This is a genomic window from Lacibacter sp. (assembly GCF_035299325.1).
Lineage (GTDB): Bacteria > Bacteroidota > Bacteroidia > Chitinophagales > Chitinophagaceae > Lacibacter.
Genome location: NZ_DATGWT010000025.1, coordinates 281,467 through 305,641, shown reverse-complemented (window position 1 = coordinate 305,641; position 24,175 = coordinate 281,467). Strand labels below are relative to the sequence as shown.

General features: G+C 39.8%; 14 protein-coding genes. 1 reads left to right on the top strand and 13 read right to left on the bottom strand.

The genetic code is table 11. The annotated features are described in order from the left end of the window. Positions 1-19: 19 nt before the first annotated feature. The 11 genes from VK159_RS15085 to VK159_RS15035 form a co-directional block, all read right to left on the bottom strand. The gene (locus VK159_RS15085; protein ID WP_324230990.1) at positions 20-1,198 is read right to left on the bottom strand and encodes a TolC family protein; all 1,179 of its coding nucleotides are present in this window, start codon (positions 1,196-1,198) and stop codon (positions 20-22) included. Beyond that, complete coding sequence (locus VK159_RS15080; protein ID WP_324230989.1) at positions 1,195-4,284, bottom strand: efflux RND transporter permease subunit; 3,090 nt, start codon at positions 4,282-4,284, stop codon at positions 1,195-1,197. Before VK159_RS15080 ends, VK159_RS15085 begins: the two co-directional genes overlap by 4 nt. 11 nt (positions 4,285-4,295) lie before the next feature. Continuing rightward, positions 4,296-5,813, bottom strand: a complete 1,518-nt coding sequence (locus tag VK159_RS15075; RefSeq protein WP_324230988.1) for an efflux RND transporter periplasmic adaptor subunit — start codon at positions 5,811-5,813, stop codon at positions 4,296-4,298. 18 nt (positions 5,814-5,831) lie between these two features. After that, positions 5,832-6,068 carry a hypothetical protein gene (locus tag VK159_RS15070; RefSeq protein WP_324230987.1) on the bottom strand — a complete coding sequence of 79 codons (237 nt, stop codon included), beginning with the start codon at positions 6,066-6,068 and terminating at the stop codon, positions 5,832-5,834. Positions 6,069-6,140: 72 nt separating this feature from the next. Next, a complete protein-coding gene (locus VK159_RS15065) occupies positions 6,141-6,554 on the bottom strand; it encodes a hypothetical protein (RefSeq protein ID WP_324230986.1) in 414 nt (137 codons plus the stop codon). 525 nt (positions 6,555-7,079) lie between these two features. Beyond that, complete coding sequence (locus tag VK159_RS15060; RefSeq protein WP_324230985.1) at positions 7,080-8,582, bottom strand: glycoside hydrolase family 32 protein; 1,503 nt, start codon at positions 8,580-8,582, stop codon at positions 7,080-7,082. A 50-nt stretch (positions 8,583-8,632) separates the two neighbouring features. Beyond that, positions 8,633-9,106 carry a hypothetical protein gene (locus tag VK159_RS15055; protein WP_324230984.1) on the bottom strand — a complete coding sequence of 158 codons (474 nt, stop codon included), beginning with the start codon at positions 9,104-9,106 and terminating at the stop codon, positions 8,633-8,635. A gap of 79 nt (positions 9,107-9,185) precedes the next feature. Next, complete coding sequence (locus tag VK159_RS15050) at positions 9,186-10,889, bottom strand: RagB/SusD family nutrient uptake outer membrane protein (RefSeq protein ID WP_324230983.1); 1,704 nt, start codon at positions 10,887-10,889, stop codon at positions 9,186-9,188. 19 nt (positions 10,890-10,908) lie between these two features. Next, complete coding sequence (locus VK159_RS15045) at positions 10,909-14,046, bottom strand: TonB-dependent receptor (RefSeq protein ID WP_324230982.1); 3,138 nt, start codon at positions 14,044-14,046, stop codon at positions 10,909-10,911. A gap of 49 nt (positions 14,047-14,095) precedes the next feature. Further along, positions 14,096-15,013: a carbohydrate kinase gene (locus VK159_RS15040; protein ID WP_324230981.1), complete on the bottom strand. Its 918-nt coding sequence runs from the start codon at positions 15,011-15,013 to the stop codon at positions 14,096-14,098. Between the two features lie 34 nt (positions 15,014-15,047). Further along, the gene (locus VK159_RS15035; RefSeq protein ID WP_324230980.1) at positions 15,048-16,433 is read right to left on the bottom strand and encodes a sugar porter family MFS transporter; all 1,386 of its coding nucleotides are present in this window, start codon (positions 16,431-16,433) and stop codon (positions 15,048-15,050) included. A gap of 232 nt (positions 16,434-16,665) precedes the next feature. Between VK159_RS15035 and VK159_RS15030 the strand changes: the two genes are divergently transcribed. Further along, entirely contained in the window at positions 16,666-19,443 is a 2,778-nt protein-coding gene (locus VK159_RS15030; protein ID WP_324230979.1) for a hybrid sensor histidine kinase/response regulator transcription factor, read from the top strand. 299 nt (positions 19,444-19,742) lie between these two features. Here VK159_RS15030 and VK159_RS15025 read toward each other — a convergent pair whose 3' ends face one another. Together VK159_RS15025 and VK159_RS15020 are read right to left on the bottom strand one after the other, a co-directional pair. Next, positions 19,743-22,166, bottom strand: coding sequence for a sugar-binding domain-containing protein (locus tag VK159_RS15025; RefSeq protein WP_324230978.1), 2,424 nt, complete (start codon positions 22,164-22,166; stop codon positions 19,743-19,745). 52 nt (positions 22,167-22,218) lie between these two features. Further along, the gene (locus tag VK159_RS15020; RefSeq protein ID WP_324230977.1) at positions 22,219-24,168 is read right to left on the bottom strand and encodes a sialate O-acetylesterase; all 1,950 of its coding nucleotides are present in this window, start codon (positions 24,166-24,168) and stop codon (positions 22,219-22,221) included. Positions 24,169-24,175 lie beyond the last annotated feature (7 nt).

Genomic DNA, 24,175 nt, shown 5'->3' with positions numbered 1-24,175 from the left:
CTTTCAGGTTCGTTCATAATTACAGTTGATACTTATAAAGGTTTGCAATAGCCTGCTGATATTCCCACTCTGCCTGCAGGTACTTATCGTAAGCAATAAAATAAAAGCTTTCATCGTAAAAATATTGAATGATCGTTATCTGGCCCAAGGCAAGTGCTTTGTTGAGTAAAGCCGTATTGTTTAAGCCTGCCAGCAACTCTTTGTATTCCTGCAGCATTTTTAACCTTACATCGAGCAATTCATAATACTGTTTGTTCTCCAACCTATGACTGAGCCTGCTTGTTTCTGCATTGGATACTGCATAATCAAGATTTGCTTTTGCCGCATTAAGCCTGTTTTTGTTTTCCCACAATGGGACTGTAATGCCAACATGAAATCCTTTGTAACTCTGCCCAAGGATGCCCTGCGAACGATAGCCTGTTTCAAGTTTTGGAAGGTTCATTGCTTTTTGTACGGCTATTTGCTGTTGCCATATATTTTTTTCCTGCTCGTACACTTTTATTACCGGATCATTTGCTTCGATGGTGCTATCTAATGTTTCAAAATCGGGAATGAACGGCTGTGCCGGATAAACGGTATCTGTAATTGAAACTTTAATACCTCCGTTGAGTTCTTCAATTTTCGTAAGTGTTATCTGCTGTTCATTTTCATTCAGCTTTACTTCATTCTGAATATTGAGCAATTGTAATTTCGCTTTGTTCACATCCAGAATAATTACTTCGCCGTTATCTAATTTTTGCAGGAGATCCTGTACTAATTTTTTTGTATTGGCTAATCTTCTTTTCAGTTCTGCATCTTTTTTATTGAGATAAACCATTTTTAGTGCAAGCATTTTTGCTTCCAACAGTACATCCTGCCTGTAAGCCTGTTGCTGCAAATTTGTTTGTGCAATCTGCTGGCCCGACAATTGTTTTTTTCGTTTGTATGCCGATGGAAAATCCAACCGTTGAGTAACAGCAAAATCCTGTTGGTTACCTGCACCTACAGGGGAGCCAAACATATAATCATACTCCACCTGTGGATCGTATAAAGTAAGCCCGGTTTTAAATTCGGCCTGCTTTGCTGTCCAGTATTTTTTATTTGACTGAATAGACTTGTTATTTCGTTCTATTTGTTTTACAACACTATCAACATTTGTTTGTGCCTGTGCACTGCCAATTAAAAGACAAGTGCTTATATAGATTGTGAGTTTTTTCATTTTGCTTCTGTTTTTCTGTTTGCCAGGAAATACACAATGGGTACAATAAATAAATTAAGCAGAGTAGAACTGAGCAGGCCGCCTAAAATTACTTTTGCCATCGGGCTTTGAATCTCATTACCGGGCAAATCGCCGCCAATAGCTAAAGGAATCAATGCAAGACCTGCCGTTAACGCCGTCATTAATATGGGGCTTAACCTGTCTCTGGAACCCTGTATAATTGTATTGTACAACGGCAAGCCTTGTGCAGTTAATGTTTTATAGTGCGACACTAAGAGAATACCGTTTCTTGTAGCTACACCAAACAATGTAATAAAGCCAATGATAGCGGGGATACTTAATATACCCGATGTAAGCCAAACACTTAACACACCGCCGATTAATGCCAGCGGCAGATTGAGTAAAATGATGGTGGAGACTTTTACATTCTTAAACTCCATATACAGCAAAAAGAAAATAACGAGCAGTGCGAGTAATGATGTTGCCAATAATGTTTTCGAAGCTTCTGCTTCCGATTCGAATTGACCGCCGTATTCAATCCGGTAACCTTCCGGCAGCTTGATCGATGCTTCTATTTTTTTACGAATTTCATCCACTACACTTTTTTGATCTCTCCCTGCAACGTTTGCAGATACCACTGTTTTACGTTGTACGTTTTCTCTGTTAATGGTATTAGGGCCGCTTGTTGAAACAACCTCTGCTACATAATTCACGGGAATCTTTTGGCCGTCTTTTGTATCAATTAATGTATTGCTGATTTTTTCCAGGTTACCCCGGTTACTTTCATCAAAACGAAGTATCAGATCGAACCGTTGATTGCCTTCGTACACTTCCGATACTTTTTCACCGGCAAAAGCGATGTCGGTAAACTGCGCAAATTCACCAATGGTAATACCGTATTTGCTCAGCATATCCCGGTTGGCTTTTATTTGCACCTGTGGTATTTGCACCTGTTGTTCAACACTTAAATCAACCAATCCGGCTGTGCCTTCAATTGTGCTTTTTATCTGATTGGAAATGGTGAACAGCCTGTTGAGGTCTGTACCAAAAATCTTAATAGCAATATTGGCTCTTGTACCGGAGAGCATGTGATCGATCCGATGACCAATGGGCTGACCAATGGTAATATTTGCACCTGAAACAGCAGCCAGCTTTTCACGAACATCTTTCATAAACTCTTCACGGCTGCGTTCTTTTAATACAAACGGTGCATCAATCTCTGAGGCATTTACACCCTGTGCATGTTCATCTAATTCTGCACGGCCCGTGCGTCTTGTAGTGATTTTTATTTCGGGTACACTCAGCAATGCTTTTTCAACATGAGAACCTATTTTATTACTTTCCTCTAAAGAGATACCGGGTAAGCTGGTAGCACTCACCACCAATGAACCTTCGTTAAACTCAGGTAAAAAACTTCTGCCTAATGTTCCTGATAAGAACAACGTGCCAATAAACAATGCCACCGCAATACCGATAATTAATTTCTTAACGTTCATTGCCCGTTTCAAACTGCTTTCATACGCATTGCTGAGTTTACGTACTAACCAGCTTTCTTTATGCTGTTTATTGAGCATCCGTTCACTTGTAAGCAGGTAGCTGCATAAAACAGGTGTAATGGTAATGGAAACAATGAGCGATGCAAACAGAGAAACAATAAAGGCAATACCCAAGGGTGCCAACAACCGGCCTTCCATGCCCGATAAAAAGAATAACGGTACAAATGCAACAATAATAATGAACGTGGCATTGATTATGGATGTTCTTATTTCAACCGATGCATCAAAAATTACATCCAGTTTATTGGATCTTTCAGCTGGCGGTTTTGCTGCATTTTGTTTTAACCGTTTAAATACATTCTCTACATCAATAATTGCATCATCAACCAACGCACCAATGGCAATAGCCATACCACCCAGACTCATTGTATTAATTGTAAAGCCCAGCCATTTTAATGTGAGGATGGCTGTAATTAACGAAACCGGTATTGCAACTAACGAAATAAACGTTGGACGCCAGTTCATTAAAAATAAAAAGAGAATGAGAATAACAAAGATGGAGCCTTCGACCAATGTTTTATTGATGTTACTGATAGAGGCATTGATGAAATCTGCCTGACGGAATATTTTTGTATTGATATTTAAATCTGCCGGTAATGTTTGTTTTAAGTTGGCAAGTGCATTATCAATTTTATCTGTAAGTTCTAATGTATTGGTGCCCGGTTGTTTCATCACCGTCATAATCACCGCAGGATTTCCTTTTAAAGAACCATCGCCGATTTTTACTGCAGCACCAATTTTTATTTCAGCTACATCCTCAATCTTTACGGGGCTGCCGTTTACTGTTTTAATTAACGACCGGCCTAACTCATTTAAATCGCTTGTGCGGCCAATCCCTCTTACTATGTATTCATTACTGTACTCGCTCATAAAACCACCAGCTGCATTTTTATTTGCCTCTTCCGATGCCTTCAACAGTTCTGTTAATGATACATTGTAGTACTTCATTTTTTGCGGAGAAGCGAGTATCTGAAACTGTTTGTATTCGCCACCAATAACCACTACTTGTGATACACCACCAATGGATAACAGTAAAGGACGTATTTGCCAATCGGCAATGGTACGGGTATCCATTTTTCCGGTAGCAGTTCCTGTAACACTAATCAGCATAATCTCACCCATAATGGACGACTGCGGTGCCATTACCGGATTACTTACACCAAGCGGCAACTGACTTGCTACCACACTTATCTTTTCGTTTACAATCTGTCTTGCTTTGTATATGTCTGTACCCCATTCAAACTCTACCCATACAATTGAAATGCCTGCGGATGAAGATGATCTTACCCTGCGTACATTACCAGCACCGTTTACTGCTGTTTCAACAGGAAAAGTTACCAGACGTTCCACTTCTTCGGGAGCCATGCCATGTGCTTCTGTTAATACAACAACAGTGGGGGCCGTTAAATCGGGAAATACATCCACTTCCATTTTGGTAGCCGTGTATGTACCCGTTAACAGTAATATGATGGAGGCTGCTATTACCAGCACCCGGTTATTCAACGAAAACCGTATGATCTTATTTAACATCGTTCTTAATTTTAATGCTCATGTCCATGAGCCGGTAATGCACCGCTTGCCTGCGATAATTTGATTTGATAGGCTCCTTTAATCACAACCCGTTCAGCTTCTGCCACACCTGAAAGCACCTGTACTTTTTGACCATCGTTTGCCCCAAGTTTTACTTCTCTTTTCTGAAAGCTTTCTCCTTTGGTTTGTACATATACATAAAAGACACCCTGCTCTTCAACCAATGCAGAAACAGGTATTACCAATGCATCAGCAACAGGCGTTGTTTTTAAAAACACTTCGGCAAACGAACCGGCTAACATACCAGGCTTGCCATCGATAAGAAAATGCACCGGAATAAAAGGTGCGTTCGATGCAGTTGTTTTACCTACTGCCAGCACTTTACCATTTAGTTCTTTTGTGTTATAGGTTTGCTTGTTTTGAATTATGGTAAAGTTGGCTTCCTGTATGCTGCTTATTTTTTCTGCATCTTTCAACGATACATCTGCTTTTAACAGCAGCCGTTGATTTTTGGTGATAACCGCCAAGGGCTGACCTGCAGAAACATATTGACCTTCGCTTACCAGTATGTTTTTGATAAAGCCATTGATGGGTGAAGAAAGGCTTTTACCTGCAGCGCTGTAATTACGGCCTAAATTGTTGAGTGTAATTTGTGCCTGTTCGTAACGCAGTTGTGCCTGTCTGTATTCGCCTTGTGTAATTAGTTTGTCTTTTATTAATTCACCTGCACGTTCAAATTCAGCTTTTGCTGTTGCTAATTCTGCTCTTGCAGTTTGTTTGGCAGCATTTACATTTTCAAATGCAATTTCGCCACCTGTAATGCTGAACATGGTTTGACCGGAACGTATAGCCGCACCTGTAATATTGTTATTACCCGCATACTTTACAATACCATTCGATTTTGCGGCAATGGTTACTTCATCGCCGGGGGCCGATTGAATTTCACCTGTTGCTTTTACAACATCATAGATGGTTTCTTTTAAAACGGGAGCATTTGCAAATTCTATTTTCCATGCCTGTTCTTTGAGATAAGAAATATCGGAACCTGCTGCATCTGCAGACTGGGCTGCCAATGCAGTTTTCTCATCAGCATACACAGGTACGCTGTCAATGATAAACTGATCGGTAAAATCTTTTGTTTTTATATCAACCAGCAGTTTACCCATGCCTGCCGAAGCAGGTTGCAAGGCTAAGCGAAAGATACCGGGAGAAGAAGGAGCAGTGGCTGTTTGCCTGATTCCTTTACCTTCCACCACAAGGCTTACCGTTACTGTACCTTCTGTGTAGGGCAGAAAGTTTTCACCCAGCTTTGTTAAGTGTGCTGCAAACTTTGAGGTTTGCCCCACAACCAACGGTTTAAACTCAACAAAGAGTTCGGAGTTGGTTGTGTACAAGGTATAAGAAAGCGCCTGCACCCCCCCCTCTCCCGGATGGCTGCCATCCGGTGCGTGTGCATGATCTTCGGTTGCTGTATTGTTACATGCTGTAAAACCAGCCAGCAAAAGAATGGCTGCCAATAATCTTTTCATGTGTTGTTCTTTTAAACTTTAATGCGAATGTTTTTCGCCGTTTTCATGTGTGTGTGCAGATGTATCGGGCTTTGTTGAATCTGCTTTAAGTGTATCTGCAGCGTTAAACGCTTCCTGCGAAGGTTTCACTGTATCATGGTCTGCATGTGTGCTACCATCGCTGTGCGTATGGTTCTTTGTGTCGGCATTTGTGCCGCAACTGTAAAACGAATGGGATGCACTGCAAAGCAGCACAATAAACATTGCTTTTTTCATTTGCTGAAAAATTGATTGGTTAAAAAATAAAAGAAAAAATTACGGGCAGGAGATAACCTGCCAACAGAAAGTTTAGCTTACAAAAGATGCAGGAGGAGCCCTGGACGGAAGATTGTGATAATAACCGTTTGGCGGCGGGTATTCGATATACCGGCCAAACTTCGGTTTAGAGCAAATAAGATCATTACCCGGCAACAAAACAACAATTAACGCAGGCAGGTATTGAACAGGTTGTTCCATTTTACTAGCCTGACCGTTAACCGGAATAAACTCATTATCTAACTGTGCAAAGGAAAAGGGATTGTTTTGATGCCCGCTTTTATCGGTTGTATTATCATGCTGATGATGTGTACTATCATCACTATGGTGATGATCCTGCTGCACATACGCAAGAATATCGTCGACATGAAAGTGCGGAAAGACATTATGAGCCGTTACCGTAAGAACGGCAATCAGTAATATTATCTTTTGGAACACTTTACGCATGAAGGGCGAAAATAGGCAAATTTTAAGGAAGCTTGCACTTCAGGATATAGAAGGTTCGAATTTAATTTGTACTTTATTCTGCTGTTCAGTAGTGTTATTCAGAAACAGATGAATCACCTGCCGAAAAGCAAAACTGGTACAACAAGGATAAGTCTGTTGGATTGCAAAAGAAATTATTGTTTTTGCTTTCTGCTCGACAATTATAAAAAGCCAATAAAGATAACCTGGTTCGACAAGTGGAAGTCATCTATGTTGAGCCATTTCAGTTGCATATATTTCAGTTTAAAACAGAGAACCCGGTTAATGCCAGGTTCTTTTTGATAAGTGAGTTATGGTTTTAACAGTTCGGTTTAATATTCGGTATTAGCACGAAATCAACGACTTAGAAGAGCTTGTTTTACAAACAAACTCGAATATTTTTTGTATGTCCTCAATAAGAAAGTTCGAACTCGGACTAGTCTTGGGCACGAATAAAAGAAAAGGCAATTCAAATTGAATTGCCTTTTCTTTTATTTAATGCAGTAGTTATTTCCCATAGATAGTTCTAACTCCCGTATAAGTCAATTTTTTCACAGTAACTCCTTTTGAACTGCGAATAGTAATAGTTGTGTAAACCTGCTTGGGGAAAAAGATATCCGTCATAACCGTCAGCCCATCATCAGCAAACAGTTCCACTGAAGCCACATCAGCAACAAGAGTGAGACTGATCGTTTTGGAAGAAGATAACCTCGGGGCTGTATGCTTCTTTGCAAAACCTGTTTCAAAATCAATGACGCCTGATTTAGTACGGTCAATATAGTATTGATTAGCGGCTTTGTTATATCCAATCACCAATTCATCACCTTTCTTATTTGACAATACAATGGAAAAATCATTTGCCGTAATATCAGTTAAAGAGAGTTGAAAGCGGCTGCCGGTGGTATTTAATTTTGAACTGAGGTTATAGCTGTTTTTTATGCTGATGTTTGAAACCGTTGTTGATTTCACAAGCATCTTATCAAACTCTTTCACCGGTTTTGATGCAAGAAAAATTTTCTTATTCACTTCTTTCAAATAAAGTTCCCGTGGAATGGTCATGGCACTACGCCAGTTTTTGGTTGGCACCACCTGTGCATATTGCCAGTTGCTCATCCAACCCATCAATATTCTTCTATCCGCTGTATTTGAAAATGTAACACCGGCATAGTTATCGGTGCCATAGTCCATCCATTTTGTTTCTGTTTCAAAAGGCGTAAATGTTTTTCCGTCGAAATCACCAATAAAATATTGTGTGGCCGACCCACCATTTGGTCCCCCTGGATTAATACTTACCAACAATACCCAAACTTTTTTTCCATTTAAATTCAAAGGAAACAGATCAGGACATTCCCATACTCCGCCATGTGCACCAAGTGTTTCTCCAAACTCACTTTCTTTACTCCAGTTTTTAAGATCGGGTGAAGAATAAAAAGTAATTCTGTCTTTTGTTGCCAAAGTCATCACCCACTTGTTTTCCTTTTCAAACCACATCACTTTAGGGTCACGAAAATCAACAATGCCCGGATTTTTTAAAACAGGATTACCTGCATATTTCGTCCATGTTTTACCATCATCTAACGAATAAGCTATACTTTGGTTTTGAAAATCGATTCGCTTTGCACGTTCACCTTTCGGGTTGTGATGAGTAAAGATGGCAACCATGGCACCCTTACCAAAACCTGCTGTGTTATTCACGTCAACAACTGCACTTCCCGAAAAAATATAACCTAAACTGTCGGGATATAAAGCAACAGGTTGGTGCTGCCAATGCAACATGTCTTTGCTGGTTGCATGGCCCCAATGCATAGGGCCCCATACAGTGCTGTCGGGATAGTATTGATAAAACAAATGATAAACACCTTTGTGGTAAACCATACCATTGGGATCGTTCATCCATTTTTCTTTTGGTGAAAAATGAAATTGCGGACGATATAGCTCTGATTCAATCGATTGACTTTTTGCGTATAGAATACTTATACAGAAGCATGTCAGTAAAATATTTTTTTTCATGTTCTTTTTTTATTCCTGGAGTGTGATTAATTGAACCGTCCTGTTGTTTATTAGTTAAGTTGCCGCAACTTAGCTGCCAACGTATTTAGCGGGATGTCTTTTGAATAGGTGGTTATCAAATTACCATTCTTATCGTGCAAAGCAACAAAAGGCATATCCAAAACTTTATAATAATTCCTCACAAAAAAACTTGTGCCTTCGGTACCTGTAATAATATTGGCGTGCTGTTTTATTTTAAATTCCTTTTCAAATAAAGCAACATTTGCAAGCGGTAAAAAAGTGATCATCGCAACGGAAGCTTTCCTGAAATCTCCTGTTCGTTTAAACCATTCTTTCATCAAAACCTGGCAATGATCACATTCCGGTGAGAAATAAATTACAATAACAGGTTTCCCTATCGGCAGGTTACTTGCGTTAAAAAGTTTGCCATCTGACGTGGCCATACGAAAAGGCGGAATTTTTTGTTGCGCACAAACTTTATTCAACGCAACAATAAACACTACAAACAATAATAATCTCTGCATGATGACGCCGGTATTTATTTATTCCCGGTTAGTGCTGTATAGCTATCAGGCTGCACCAACCGGGAATTGTAATGATTAATTAATTATACCCCGGATTTTGCTTATACAAACCATTGGTAAATGTAATCTCCGATTGCGGAATAGGTAAATATTCATCTCGACCGGCTGTAAACAATGCTGTTGCCAAAAATGGTCGTCTTGTTTTTTCCACTGCAATGTATTGATTCAACACCTGAGCCGCAATTCCCCATCTTACCAAATCAAAAAAGCGATGACCTTCAGTTGCAAATTCCAAACGTCTTTCCCATTGCAAAGCCTGGCGTGCAAAAGCTTGTGTCCAGCCAACTGCAGGATATGGTTTTACATTGTAGATTGACGCAAAAGTTCCGTTTGCTTTTTTTAATCTTCCTGTACTTGCTGCTGCACGGTTACGTATCTCGTTGATGATCGGCAAGGCTTTATCCTGTTGTCCTAATTCAATATATGCTTCTGCCTGCATCAGCAACACATCATCATAGCGGATGATATCGTAGTTTTTTGCAACACCCATAAACGGGCCGTTTTTAAAATAGGAAGAACTACTCGCCAATTGTTGATTACGCATCGTATGAAAATTTCCATACACCCCGGGGTCACGCACCCAACTATTGCTGAACAGTTTGCTGTTATCATATTTGTACACATGCCCGTCAATTCCAACTGTATGATCTAAACGGGTATCAACTGTTGCGGTACTTAAATCGGCAACACCGTTATTGAAGGTTGAAAAATTGGGTAACCCGTTAGCATCGGTTGTATGTGCATTTACAAGATTCTGACTTCCTGCATGAAAACCACAGCAACCATATTGCGGCGCACCATGCGGATAGTTTAATCCATCTTCATAATTAAGCCTGCCCGATGTGGTACCATCGTTAATTGTAAACTGGATAGCAAATACAGACTCAGGTCCGTTTTCTGTTTCAGGTAAAAAGTTATCTGCAATATCCGGACTCAAACTGTACTTGCCCGATGCAATAACTGCCTGCGTTAAGGTTACCACCTCCTGCAATCTTGATGTATTGATAGAAGTTACCTGGTGTGTTGCATTCTGTTCATAAGCCTGGAACAAACGCAGCTTTGCAAGGTATGCCTGGGCTGCGTGTTTATTAGCCCTTGCAAGTTGTGGTTGAGTTGCAGGAAGATTGTCAATTGCATATTGAAAATCGGCCGCAATTTTATTCCACGAATCGTTGTTGCTTAAATCATTTTTCGTTTTAAGAATGTCGGCTTCGGTAGCAGTTTCGTCAAAAATCGGGATGTTTTTATACAACAGTTTCATGGTGAAGTAACTGTGTGCCCTTAAAAATCTCAATTCCGCAATTCTTGTTTTCTTCTGCGGAAAAGCGGCATCAGAAAATGCATTCACTGCTCTCAATGCAACATTGGCTCTTGAAATTGATTTGAACAAGTTCTGCCATGTACGTGATACAAATGCACCCATTGATGGTGTAACAAGGTTGTAGTGTTCCATGGCATCTATTTCACCAACATCACCGGTACCACCACCACCTTTATAAGCATCATCTGAACGCACACTTCCATAAACCCAGTTGCTATAAATAGGTCCAATCATGTCGCCATTACCAATGGCAGCGTAGGCTGCTGTTACCAACCCTTCAGCAGCTTCAGTTGTTGTAAGATCGGTTGATGATAACACACCAGTTGGCGTATAATCTAACTGCTTTTTGCAGGCACCGAATAAGAGTATAGCTGCTAAACCGATTAAAAATTTATGTTTCATTTTATTTTTTCTTTAATAGTTAGAAAGATGCATTGATACCAAATGTGAACGTTTTTGGAATGGGTATTGGATTGAAGTCGATACGTTCAGGATCAGGACTTAAATACTTTTTGTTTTTGATCCAGAAAACATTTTCTGCCATCAAGTAAAAACGTAAACCCGAAAAAACAGATTTGGGTTTAATGCTGTAACCTAATTGAATGTTTCTCACTTTAAAGAAAGACGTACTTACCATAAAGTAATCTGATGTACGTGTTTCGTTATTATTATCTTTTAAAGTAAGCGCAGGTACATTTGTATTTGTGTTTTGAGGAGTCCAGCCGTCAAAAACACCAGGCCCAACATTTTCTCTGCCCCTCATGAGGTTATTGAAAAGTGTATAAACATCAAAACCAGATCTTCCTGCAACACCTGAACCAAAAAGAGAGAGATCAAAATTCTTATAATTGGCATCAAACCTTACACCGTATTCAAGATCAGGAAGTGTTGTGCCGATCCATGTTCTGTCGAGATCATTAATCACATTGTCGTTATTAATATCAACATATCTGATTCTTCCGGGACCAGCTCCAATTTGGGTAGGGGCTTTATTCACTTCTTCCTGCGATTGAAAAAGACCATTTGTTTTATAACCGAAAATATCGAACTGTGAATGACCAATGATTGTATTCACAAGATTACCTGCGTAAGCCGGGCGAACAACTTCAGGAAGTTCTGTTATTTTATCTCTGAAATGTGCAAAGTTGAGTTGTATGTTGTAATTGAAATCACCGGTTTTTTGTGCACGGTAACCAATAACAAACTCCCAACCTCTATTTGTTTTAGATGCACCATTTACCGGCTTCGATTGTCCTTCGCCCAATGCTGAAGCTACGGGTGGTGTAATTAATATACCTGTTGTGTTTCTTGAGAAATAATCGAACGAACCAAAGATTTTGTTTTGCAAAAACGCAAAATCTAATCCTGCATTCAGCTCATCTGTAGTTTCCCACTTTAATCCTGTATTGGCTGCCTGTGTTTGCACAAAGCCCGATGGAAGTGTACCTGTGTTTGATCCGGTTAATGAATAAGCTGTTCCGATATTCATATACTGTTCCCAAAAGCCACCAACCAATTGCGATAACACTGTTCCATATCTTGCTTCAAATATTCCGAAACGACTGATATCGCCGATTTGCTGGTTACCCACACGGCCAACGCCTAAACGTAATTTTAACTCAGAGAACAACCTGTTATTTTCCATGAAGCTCTCTCTGTCAATTCTCCAACCGAATGATGCAGCAGGAAAAAGACCATAGCGATTGTCTTCACCAAAACGTGAAGAACCATCACGACGAAGTGTAAACGCCGCTAAATATTTGTCGGAAAAATTATAATCTACACGGCCAAACAAAGAGAATAACCTGTTCCCTGATGAGCCACCAAATACGCTGGAGTTTCCTGTGCCTGCACTAATGGTAAAATATTCTTCCGTTTGTGTGGCAAAGCCTTCTTTGCGTGTGTTTTGAAAATTAAAATCTGTTTTAATGTACTCCGTACCTGCTAAGAACTTAAGATTATGCTTCCTGTTTATATCCCAATTGTAACGAAGTGTATTAGAAAGTGTAGTGCTTACTAATTTGTTTTGATCGAAAGTAACACTGTTTGTTGTACGGTTAAATGCTCCTTCTGTAAACGTTGGCAAAATTACTTTGCTTAAATAGGTAGCGTAATCGGTACCAACACTGGTTCTGAACACAAGATTTTTGATGGGTTGTATTTCAACAAACACATTTCCAAAAGCTGTTAACCTGTTGGCATTATCCCACCTCGACAAGTATTGCATGTGCAAAGGATTATTCCTATCGGAGTAGCCACCACCGGATGCACCGGCAAACGTTATTCCATCTTTTTGATAAACAGGAATTGTAGGTGCCTGGAAAACCGCCAATGCTGTTGTAGCCGCACCACCAATATCTCTTGAAGTAAGTGTTTCATTTGAATTTGCAACCCTCAAATTCAAACCAAAAATCAATTTTTGGTTATATGCTTTTGTAATAGCGTTGATGCTTCCGTTTAATCGCTCATAACCTGTATAGCGGAGCATGCCCGTATTTTTGTAATGCCCGAAATTGAATTCAACAGAAGAATTACGGTTGCCCACGGATGCTGTAAGACTATTAGTGATCACAAGCCCCGTTTTATACATTACATCCTGCCAATCGGTATTGCCCGCCGGTGTATTAGGATCGCCACCAACAAAGGGTTTTACAGTTACAGAATTTAACACCGGGTTGCTCAAGTTGTTATTCCAATCAAAGTTGTAAATCTCTCCATAAGCATCTTCAGGTCGTACACCATCGTTTACTGAAGCTTGCCACAATGCTCGGCCCCTATCCGCTGCGTTTAACATTTTGAAACGTACATCCTTTTCCGACTGCGCTGCAGCACTTGTATTAAACTGAAAGTTCACTTTACCTTCTGTGTTCCCACCGTTTTTTGTTGTAATAATGATAACGCCATTTGATGCACGTGAGCCATAAATAGATGCTGCCGATGCATCTTTCAACACCTGCATAGAAGAGATCGTGGCAGGATCAATATTCTGAAATACTTCGGGCCTGGTGGTAGGCACACCATCAATAATGTATAAAGGATCGGTATTGCCCAGCGTGTTTGCACCACGAATTAAAATTCTTGCATTGCTTCCGTTTGGTGAGCCACTTCCTCTTTCAATATACAAACCTGCTACACGGCCTTGCAGCGCCTGCATGGGATTACCTGAAGAATTGTTTTTAACGGCTGATAAATCAACCACGGCTACAGCTCCTGTTACATCTTTTTTACGTTGGGAGGTATAACCTGTAATAACAATTACATCACCTTCTTTTATTGCTGGTTCCATTTCAACAGCCAGCGTTGCTTCGCCTGCACTTAGTTTAATGGTTACGGGTTTCATTCCAACATAACTAAAAGTTATTTCATCACCTGCAGATGCAGTAATTGAAAATTTTCCTGAAGCGTCGGTAACAGTTGTTGCATTTTTAGATTGGACCGAAACACCTGAAAGCGGAACTTTATCTGCTTTAGCAGTTACAATGCCCGTAATTGTTTTTACCTGCGCAAACGTGCAAATGGCAGATAGAAAAAATGGCAATAGAAAAAACAACTTTCTCATAATCGTTAATTTTAAAAGTGAAAAATTTTGCATGGCAGTCGATTGATAGTTAGTGAATGGTTTGTGTGTTGTTAATGAGTGAATAGATATCTGAGATATTGTAAGCAGGCCAGCCGCCGGTTTTTGATGCCACTAATGCACCGAGGCCACTGGCAAACGTGAGTGCTTCTTCAGGAGATTTATTTTGTAATACACTTGATAAAAAGGCAGCAAGAAAACTGTCACCACTTCCAATGGTATCGGCCACCTGTACTTTATAACCGTTATGCCGGTGGTAACTGCCCCGAAAATTTACAACAGCGCCATCGGCACCCATTGTAACAATGATTGAACGGATGTTGAACCTGTCCTGTATCAGCTGTATGCGTTCCTCAATACTTTTATATTCCGCAAACCAACCGGTGATAAGTTCAAGCTCCGAGAGGTTCATTTTTACTACATCACATTTGCTGAGCAACTCCTCTACAATTTCACGTGTGAAGAATGGTTGACGCAGATTAATGTCAAGCACTTTGCTGCGGGCTATTTCTAACAGTTTGAATAAGGTTTCTTTCGTTTGTTTGTTGCGTGTAGCCAAACTTCCAAATACAAAGTATTCTGCATTTTTAACCACCGTTTCAACATCATGATCGTACTGAATATTATCCCAGGCAGCAGGTGCTACAATTTCATAACTCATTTCGCCATGTTCGTTTGGTGTTGCATGAACAATGCCTGTTGGTAATTCGTAATCGAGCTGTATAAACTTTGTATCAATGTGCATACTTTCCATAATAGAAAGCAGTTCCTTACCCCGTTCATCAATACCTATGCGGGTAAGCAAGGCTGGTCTTTCGCCCAACCTGTGTAAATGATAAGCAACATTCATTGGAGCGCCACCGGGTACAGCTTTATCTGGCAAAATATCCCAGAGTATTTCGCCAAAGCAAACAACATTGCAAGCGGCGGAGGAAGAAATTTGAGTCATAACAGCAAGCATTTATAGAATGATAGAATACTTTTTATTCAACAACCGTTGCGGCTTTCTTAATTACAGCAGCTTTTTTTTGTGATGATGTAAGCAACAGTTGTGCTTCCAGTTGTTCTAAAGGAACGCCTTTGGTTTCGGGCATTTTAAATAACACCCATAGCAATTGCCATAACATCATCAGCATAAAAAAGAAAAAGATTTTTGCAGGACCGATGGCAGGATTGTTGGCAAAAAATGGAAACACGCTTGTTACTATGGCCGCCATTACCCAATGTGTTGAGCTTCCTAATGACTGACCATAAGATCTTACCTGGTTGGGGAAAATTTCTGAAATAAATACCCAGATAACAGCACCTTGCCCAATAGCATGTGCAGCTATAAACATGAAAAGGAGAACGGGCACTACCACACCACCTAACCATTGAAAATAAAATGCTGCAGCTACGGCACCCAGCGAAACAATATACCCGATGGAGCCGATGAGCATTAGTTTTTTGCGGCCAATGCGATCAATGAGATACAAACCAAGCATCGTAAACACAAGGTTTGCTAACCCAATACCTGCACTTTGTAAAAACGCAGCGCTTTTACCTATACCCGCCATTTCAAAAACCCGTGGAGCAAAATAGATGATAGCATTAATACCACTCATCTGGTTAAAGAAGGCAATCAGAAATGCAAGAATGATGGGCTTGGTAAACCGTTTTGTAAAGAAAGTGGCTAATGTTGCCTGTTTTTTCTCTTCGTCTATTGACTCATGAATTGCTTTGATGGCTTCGTCTACACCTTCGGGATCGGAAACTTCCAAAATTTCACGTGCCTTGGCGTAATCGTTTCTATGTACCATTAACCAACGTGGGCTTTCCGGCACAAAAAACATAAGGACAACAAACAGCAATGCTGGAATTGCCAGCACGGCAAGCATCCATCGCCAGGCATCTTCGCCAATATTGCTTAAAAAATAATTGGAGAAATAAGCGAGCAAAATGCCAAATACAATATTGAATTGAAAAGTGGCAACTAATTTTCCCCTGTTTTTGGCTGGTGCGATCTCTGATATAAACATTGGGGCAACTACAGAAGAAGCTCCAACACCCAGGCCTCCTAAAAACCGAAATGCCATGAATGATACAACATCAGCAGCAACTGCTGAACCGATTGCAGACACAAGGAAGATGATACCAATCCAGATCAACACTTTTTTTCTTCCAAATTTTTCGGCCGGGATTCCTCCGAAAAGAGCACCGATAATGGTGCCATAAAGTGCGGAAGCAATGGCCTGGCCATGTACTACATCACTTAGATTCCAAAGTCTTTGAATTTCCTGTTCAGCTCCGGAGATAACAGCGACATCCATCCCAAAGAGTAAACCACCAAGAGCAACAACTATGCTCCAAAAAATGAGTTTCTGATTCATATGGCAAAAACAATTTGACACAACTTAGGCCTTGGAAGCACAGAAATCATTTCAGTTTTTTATCATATTGTTTCATTTTTGTATCATGTGAGATAATAATTTAATTTTAATGATAATCAATACGTTAAGTAGGATTTATAAAAAACACTTCATAAGTCAACTTTTAATTTTATACCCAACTCTTCTAAAATAATATCAATAGTTATACATTTAAGTAATTAACTGCTTTGCCATGATCTCCAGGATTATTCCTTTTTCCAAAATATGGGTCAACGGGATGTTTTTTTTGCTGTTGGTTTCCTTTGTTCTATCGTGCAAAACGGAGAAGGAGAAAAAATACCTCATCGGTTTTTCACAATGCGGCGATGCAGATAACTGGCGTAGGTCAATGATTGAAGAAATGCGCAGGGAACTTGCTTTTAACCCCAATTTTAAATTGTTATACAAGCAAGCCAATGACAATAGTGCAGAGCAAATAAAACAGGTAAAAGAATTACTGAAGGAAAACATCGACCTGCTGATTATTTCGCCCAACGAAGCCGCACCACTCACCCCCATTGTAGAAGAGGTATATAATAAGGGTATTCCCGTAATTGTGGTAGATCGCAAGATTGCTTCACAGCTTTACAACAATTATATTGGCGCTGATAATTATGAGATTGGCAAAATAGCCGGCAATTATGCCGCTACACTGCTCGGCGAGTCAGGAAACATCGTTGAAATTGGCGGTTTGCCTGCCTCTTCTCCTGCCATTGAACGAAGCAAAGGTTTTGGCGATGCTTTGGCTCAGCATAAAAATATCAGGATCATAAAAAAGATTAATGGCGACTGGGTAAAGCCAATCGCCAAAGAGGCATTGTTGAAGGTGATTGACAGTTCCGCAAACCCAAGGCTGGTGTTTGCTCACAACGATGTAATGGCGCTTGGTGCTTACGAAGTTTTTAAAGAAAAGCAATTGCCCCCTGTAAAAATAATTGGTGTTGATGCGCTGCCGGGAAAGGGCGCAGGAATGGAATATGTAAGTAACCATATCATTACTGCTTCTGTATTATATCCAACCGGTGGCGCAGAATCTATCCGCAATGCGGTAAGTATATTAAGTAACCTGCCCGTGCCTAAAGAAACTGTTTTGCAAACCTTGGTGGTTGATAGTGGGAATGTACGGATGACATCGTTGCAAGCCGATAAAATATTAGACCAGCAAAAAGATATCGAGCAGCAGCAGGTAGTAATGGATAAACAGCAGCAAACCTATCAAACACAACGCAACCTTTTATACGTATTGTTGATTACATTGGTATTGACCTTTTGTTTTGCCGGTCTTCTTTTCTACTCACGCCAATTGAACCGGCGCATGAACAAACAACTTGCACAAAAGAATGATGAAGTGCAAAAGAAAAGCGAACAGTTGATTGAAATGTCAGCAAAAGCAGAAGCTGCACACGAAGCCAGGCTTAATTTCTTCACCAATATTTCTCATGAGTTTCGTACACCACTCAGTCTTATACTTGGTCCGGTTGAAGAGCTGCTTGATTTTTCAAAACTGCCCCCATCAACCAAACAACCATTACAGCTCATTCAAAAAAATACACAACGTCTCCTGCGACTGGTAAATCAGTTGATCGATTTCAGAAAGATAGAGTTTAATAAAATGCAGGTGAAAGCCACGGAGACCGATCTGGTGCTTTTTGTAAACGACATTGTTCAAACATTTCAACCGCTGGCTGATAAACGGAATATTGATTGCAGACTCATAACCCGTGAAAGGGCTTTGTTTATTTGGGCGGACCAAGGAATGCTTGATAAAATATTATTCAACCTGCTTTCCAATGCGTTTAAGTTCACAGCAGAAGGTGGTTTCATTACTGTGTCGCTGGAAAAAGATCCTGTTGCTGCAAATGCTATTATTAAAGTAGAAGATAATGGAAGAGGCATGTTGCCGGAAGAAATGAGCCAGGTGTTCGATATTTTTTACCAAGGTGATTATGGCAGTCATAAAGGATCAGGTCTTGGACTGCCACTAACAAAAGAACTGATCACACTGCATCATGGAAATATAACAGTGAGCAGTCAAAAAAACAAAGGCAGCGTTTTTACAGTAAGGCTTCCGTTGGGGAAAGAGCATTTCACAGAAACAGAGTTATCATTTGCGGATGAAATACAAAAGTTCAGTAGTGAGGAAGAAGAAATATTTATGTCGGATCTTTATTCGGAAGACGTTTTCTTACCAGCCATTGAAGAAAGCAAAAAAGAAAAGCTGGGCTCTATTGTAGTTGTGGAGGATAATCCTGAAATGCGGAAATTTCTCAGGCAAAGGCTTTCAGAATCTTATTATATATATGAAGCAGAAAATGGTGCCAAAGGATTACAGATCGTATTTGATCAAATGCCCGACCTTGTTATTTCTGATGTGATGATGCCTGTAAAGGATGGCTTCACTTTAACGGAAGAATTAAAAAAAGACATTCGTACTTCTCATATACCGGTAATATTATTAACAGCAAAAACATCGGCACAACAACAAATGGCCGGTCTTGAAATTGCTGCCGATGCTTATGTAGCCAAGCCATTTAATTTTTCGATATTAGAAAAAACAATCAGCAGCCTTCTTACAAACCGGCAGAAACTTAAAAGCCATTACAGCAGCGAAATACCTACGGAAATAAGAAGTGGCGGAAAAATAACAGACCGCCGCTTGGTTGCAGATTTTATTTCGATTGTTGAACGAAATATACCGAATGAAAATTTTTCCATCGATGATATCAGCAAAGAACTGAATCTTTCGAAGATTCAGTTGCATCGAAAAATCAAATCATTGATGGATACAAATATCAATGAGTATATATTGAACATGCGGATGCAGAAAGCTAAATACTATCTTCAGCATGAAGACCTTTCGATAGCTGAAACAGCCTACAAAACAGGCTTTTCCACAGCTTCTTACTTTTCTACAGTTTTTAAAAACAAAACAGGATTAAGTCCGAAAGATTTTAAAGGGAAAAAATCATAGTGACTAGCTTGATTACGATTGCATAAAAATGAAGCTTAGGGGTTTCAACTTTGGAGTGTAAAGCGGGTATCCCTACGAATAGTTAAAAGAATTTCATCGAATAACAGTATTAAAATCGATCACATGCCGTAGGTCGGCAAGCAAAAAGTTCGAACTCTGGCTAGTCCCGGGCACCAAAGTAAACCTGTTTGGCGATTCTGAAAAGAATCGCCATTTTTATTCTAGTCATGACCTCACTTTTTATATTCTGAGTATTTAAAGATTCAATCGCTCTGCTGACCGGGAGCAAAAAATCTATGCTATTTTTTATCAACTAATGCTTTAAAAGTTAAACTGGCATCTTCTAAACCGGTCGATCTAACAGTAAGTTTAATGTCACCAACATTGTGAGTACTCCTGATTACAACTAATACTCTTCCGTGCCATGCTTTACGTGTATTACCTGTATACTGATCAGTGTCTTTAAGATCAGCATTATCTATTCCAGCGATAATTCCCGGCCCATCAATTTCAACATGCAAGCGGTTTGCAGCATTGGGTTGAAATATTCCATTCTTGTCTGTTAGCTCAATTGTTACATACATCAAATCCTGTCCATTGGCAACTATTTCCTTCCGGTCGGCTATAAGTTTAATTTTTGCAGCATCACCTGAAGTTTGCAGAATGGTTGATGCTACCTCTTTGTTATTTTTAACAGCAACTGCTTTTAACACACCTGGTGAATAGGCCAATGAAAATGTAGCTTTATATTCCTGTTCTTTGGTTGTTGCTTTTTCACCAACAACTTTGTCATTTAAGTAAAGCCGAACGCCGGGGTATTTTGAATAAACTTCTACCTGCATTTCTTTTCCTGTATACTCCGGCCAAGTCCAGCTTTCCCAGGTGGGCCACACCGACCACCAGGTAGTTTTAATTTCTAATGGTTCAGGAGCAGGTTCACGAACAGCCATATAAAGTTTCTCAATATTATTATACAACATGCTTCGGTAATGTGATATTGGCTTTCTCCATCCTGTTAAATCAATATCTCCACAATAAGCGCCATGCCATGGAAAAAAATCATTCTCCCAATGCTCACCGGGTACATCCCCCGAATAATACCATCGCCCTATTCCTGACTCACCAAGATAATCCATCGCTGTCCAAACAAAATCGCCAATTACATAATCATTCTCCTGCACCAATTTCCAGTTGGCAAAAGCATCTTTAGGATAAGATTCTGTATGAACAATAATTCGTGAGGGAACTCTTTTATGATCATCCGGCGCACTATACAAATGATAATTGTAACCTGCAACGTCATGCACAGCCATCAGTGAATCAAATGCTTCCCATTTTTTTTCATTCACTACTATTGCTGATGTTACGGGTCTTGATTGATCGATTTTCTTAATAGCATCTGAAAGCATTGCGGCAGTTGTAATGGCTTCAGAACTTCCTCGTTCCGGAATTTCATTGCCTATGCTCCACATAATAATTGAAGGATGATTACGGTCACGCAGAACCATTGCTTCCAGATCACGTTGCCAGCATTGATTGAAATACATGGCATAGTCAAATTTATTTTTGCCAACTTTCCAGCAATCGAATGATTCATCCATTACCAACAAACCCAGTTTATCGCAGGCGTTGAGGAATGCTTCGGAAGGTGGGTTGTGAGAAGTTCTTACTGCATTAAAACCGGCAGCTTTCAGTAATTCAACTTTACGTTCTTCTGCCCGGTCGAAAGCTGCTGCGCCGAGGCAACCATTATCATGATGAACACAGCCGCCATTAAGCTTTACTGTATTACCATTAAGCTGGAAACCATTTTCAGTAGTATATTTTATAGAACGAATACCAAAATTGGTTTTAGTATCATCAACTAATTTTTTATTTTTTATTACCTGTATCTGTGCCGAGTATAGATGTGGCGTTTCAGGTGTCCATTGCAAGGGATCTGACACTGTTATTGTTTGTGTAATTTCTTTCTCACTATTAGCGGCTAATTCTATTCTTGTATGACTATCTCCTGCCTGTATATTTTTATTCCAAAGAAGGGTTTTAAGTATGATACTCTTGGTTGCAGATGTTTCATTTTTTACGATTGTTTTTACCTGCACGGTTGCTTTACTTGAAGTAACATCGGGAGTTGTAATTGCAACACCCCAATGCTTCACATGCACCGGATCGGTAACCATCATCCAAACATGCCGATAAATACCCGAGCCACTGTACCACCTGCTGTTCATTTGTTGTGAATTATCTACCCTTACTGCTATCACATTTTCACTACCAACATTCAGATAAGGTGAAAGGTCATAGCTAAAAGATGAATAACCGTATGGATAAGTGCCAAGCGATTTTCCATTGACAAAAACTTCGGAGTTCATATAAACTCCTTCAAAATAAATGGACACTTTTTTGCCTTTCCATTCTTTGGGCACTTGAAATGTTTTGCGGTACCATCCTACTCCAGCAGGAAAGTATCCACCTCCACCACCTGTAGGGTTTTTAGGATTTATTTTCCCTTCAATACTCCAATCGTGTGGCAGATCAAGGCTTCGCCAATTTTTATCGTTGAACTCTTTTAATTTGGCAGATGTTGTATCACCCAAAAAGAATTTCCAACTAAAATCAAACAGCTGTTTTCGTTCAGTGCTGTTCTGATATGAAAAGTTTTGCTGAGCAATAAGCGAATGAAAGAGCAGCACACAAATAATTGTGGTTAATTTCCTATTCATTTTACTCCTTTGTGATTTATTTGTGCGATTCCCGACAAGACTTTCTACGTTTTTATTTTTGAGTAATTCCTTTCCATGTATCTGTTCTGAAAGGAATGGCGGGCAAACCTGCCGAATTCACTAAATTACAATCAGGGTTATCGGCCCATGCATAACGCACAGCTTCGGGTTCAGTCACTTTATCACAGTAAACCACAACTTCATTTCCTTTGATAACAGCATTGGCCCAGTAAAACTTTTTGTCTTTGCCTGCAATGGCAAATCCTTTTATTTCTGTATCATCTTTTGTTGAAAGACCGGTTCCGGTATTTGTAAAACTGATACGAATTTGATTACCTTCTTTTTTAAAACTTTTATATACTGGGCCTGATGCGATCGTATTTTGTTTATATATCAACTTACTTGCATGTAAAGCCAGGCGACGGCCCACTTCCTGTTTATTGATTGGATGAATATCATCAGCATCACCAATATCTATAATACACGCCATTGCAGTATTGGGCAGCGATAAAGTCATTGTTTGTGCTTCTCTTAATTCGGCCCATTCACTCTCAGAAGGAAGGTCTTTTGCCTTTTTGAAGTTGGCCAATTGAACATATAAAAAAGGAAGGCTACCCTGCTGCCATCGTTGTCTCCAATCGTTTATCATCATCGGAAACAGTTTACGGTAATTGTATGCATCGCCATCATTTGCTTCTCCCTGGTACCAGATAAATCCCTTGATGCCGTAAGGGATCACCGGATTGATCATAGCGTTAAACAATACTGAAGGGTAATAATGGTAGTTATGGATCTTAGGCATCGTCGTTTCAATATCTTTGTTATACAACCAGCTTCCTGCTAAAGTAACTTTATCATTGCCATCAGTGATATAAATATTATCTGCAGGGGGATTTAATCCACCACCACCCCATAACATTGCTATGCGTAGTGAAATTGTGTTTTCTCCATTCTTCACTATACTGGCAGGAATAGTATAAGATTGTTTTGGATTATTATTCCAGATCGTTTTGCATATTTCAACACCATTGAAATAAAGGGAATAATTCATTTCCGGGTGGCCAATATTCAGCACCAGATCTTTTCCACCGAAAGATGCAGGTAATGTAATTTTCTTCCGCATCCACATCATCCCTTCATAATTACCAATCCCAAAATCTTTAACCAGGCGTGGCATCTCAACTGAAGGCCAGGCTGCATCATTATAATCCGGCAAAGGAATCGTTTTGTCAGCATTGTTCTGAGGTTGATAAACGATATCCCAAAAACGAGTCATATTCAATGAATCGTTTGCAAAATGCTGAACGGTAAGCGTATCATTGGCAAGTGTGGCGTTTTTTGTTATTGGCGATGAAAGCAACATGTCCCTGCTTGTCCACGATTCTACCGGCGTGCCACCCCATGTGCTTTGAATAATACCAATGGGTATGTTTTGTTCTTTGTGAATTTTTCGGGCAAAATAATAAGCCACTGCAGAGAACTGTTTTACATTATTTGTATCGCATGTTTTCCATTGACCGGCTGCAAAATCTGTTTGAGGAGTAAGTTTAATATCATGCTCAACAAATAGAAAACGGATGTTTGGATAATTTGCTTTTGCAATTTCACTTTTGGCATCTTTCGATTGTTGCACCTGCCATTCCATATTTGATTGACCGGAAGCCAGCCATACATCACCAATTAATATTCCTTTTAATTCAATACTACTATTAGCCTTCCCCGATTCGGAAATTTTAAGCGTGTATGGACCACCTGCTTTAAACTTTGGAAAACGAATCATCCATTTCCCTTTGCTATCTGCTTTCGTAGCAGCACGAATTTTTCCGAGTTGTGCAACAATCGATGTGCCCGGAACAGCATTTCCCCAAACAGGAATGGCTACATCCCTTTGCAAAACCATACTATCGCCAAATACTTTTGGTAAAATTATTTGAGCATAACTCAACGATTGAAAAAAAAACGTTATAAGCAATACAATTCCTGATCTTGCAATTTTTTTCATATACTAA

What these genes read in the sequence shown, in the direction of transcription:
- VK159_RS15085 (WP_324230990.1), bottom strand. Translation starts at nt 1,198, where the DNA reads ATGAAAAAACTCACAATCTATATAAGCACTTGTCTTTTAATTGGCAGT.
- VK159_RS15080 (WP_324230989.1), bottom strand. Translation starts at nt 4,284, where the DNA reads ATGTTAAATAAGATCATACGGTTTTCGTTGAATAACCGGGTGCTGGTA.
- VK159_RS15075 (WP_324230988.1), bottom strand. Translation starts at nt 5,813, where the DNA reads ATGAAAAGATTATTGGCAGCCATTCTTTTGCTGGCTGGTTTTACAGCA.
- VK159_RS15070 (WP_324230987.1), bottom strand. Translation starts at nt 6,068, where the DNA reads ATGAAAAAAGCAATGTTTATTGTGCTGCTTTGCAGTGCATCCCATTCG.
- VK159_RS15065 (WP_324230986.1), bottom strand. Translation starts at nt 6,554, where the DNA reads ATGCGTAAAGTGTTCCAAAAGATAATATTACTGATTGCCGTTCTTACG.
- VK159_RS15060 (WP_324230985.1), bottom strand. Translation starts at nt 8,582, where the DNA reads ATGAAAAAAAATATTTTACTGACATGCTTCTGTATAAGTATTCTATAC.
- VK159_RS15055 (WP_324230984.1), bottom strand. Translation starts at nt 9,106, where the DNA reads ATGCAGAGATTATTATTGTTTGTAGTGTTTATTGTTGCGTTGAATAAA.
- VK159_RS15050 (WP_324230983.1), bottom strand. Translation starts at nt 10,889, where the DNA reads ATGAAACATAAATTTTTAATCGGTTTAGCAGCTATACTCTTATTCGGT.
- VK159_RS15045 (WP_324230982.1), bottom strand. Translation starts at nt 14,046, where the DNA reads ATGAGAAAGTTGTTTTTTCTATTGCCATTTTTTCTATCTGCCATTTGC.
- VK159_RS15040 (WP_324230981.1), bottom strand. Translation starts at nt 15,013, where the DNA reads ATGACTCAAATTTCTTCCTCCGCCGCTTGCAATGTTGTTTGCTTTGGC.
- VK159_RS15035 (WP_324230980.1), bottom strand. Translation starts at nt 16,433, where the DNA reads ATGAATCAGAAACTCATTTTTTGGAGCATAGTTGTTGCTCTTGGTGGT.
- VK159_RS15030 (WP_324230979.1), top strand. Translation starts at nt 16,666, where the DNA reads ATGATCTCCAGGATTATTCCTTTTTCCAAAATATGGGTCAACGGGATG.
- VK159_RS15025 (WP_324230978.1), bottom strand. Translation starts at nt 22,166, where the DNA reads ATGAATAGGAAATTAACCACAATTATTTGTGTGCTGCTCTTTCATTCG.
- VK159_RS15020 (WP_324230977.1), bottom strand. Translation starts at nt 24,168, where the DNA reads ATGAAAAAAATTGCAAGATCAGGAATTGTATTGCTTATAACGTTTTTT.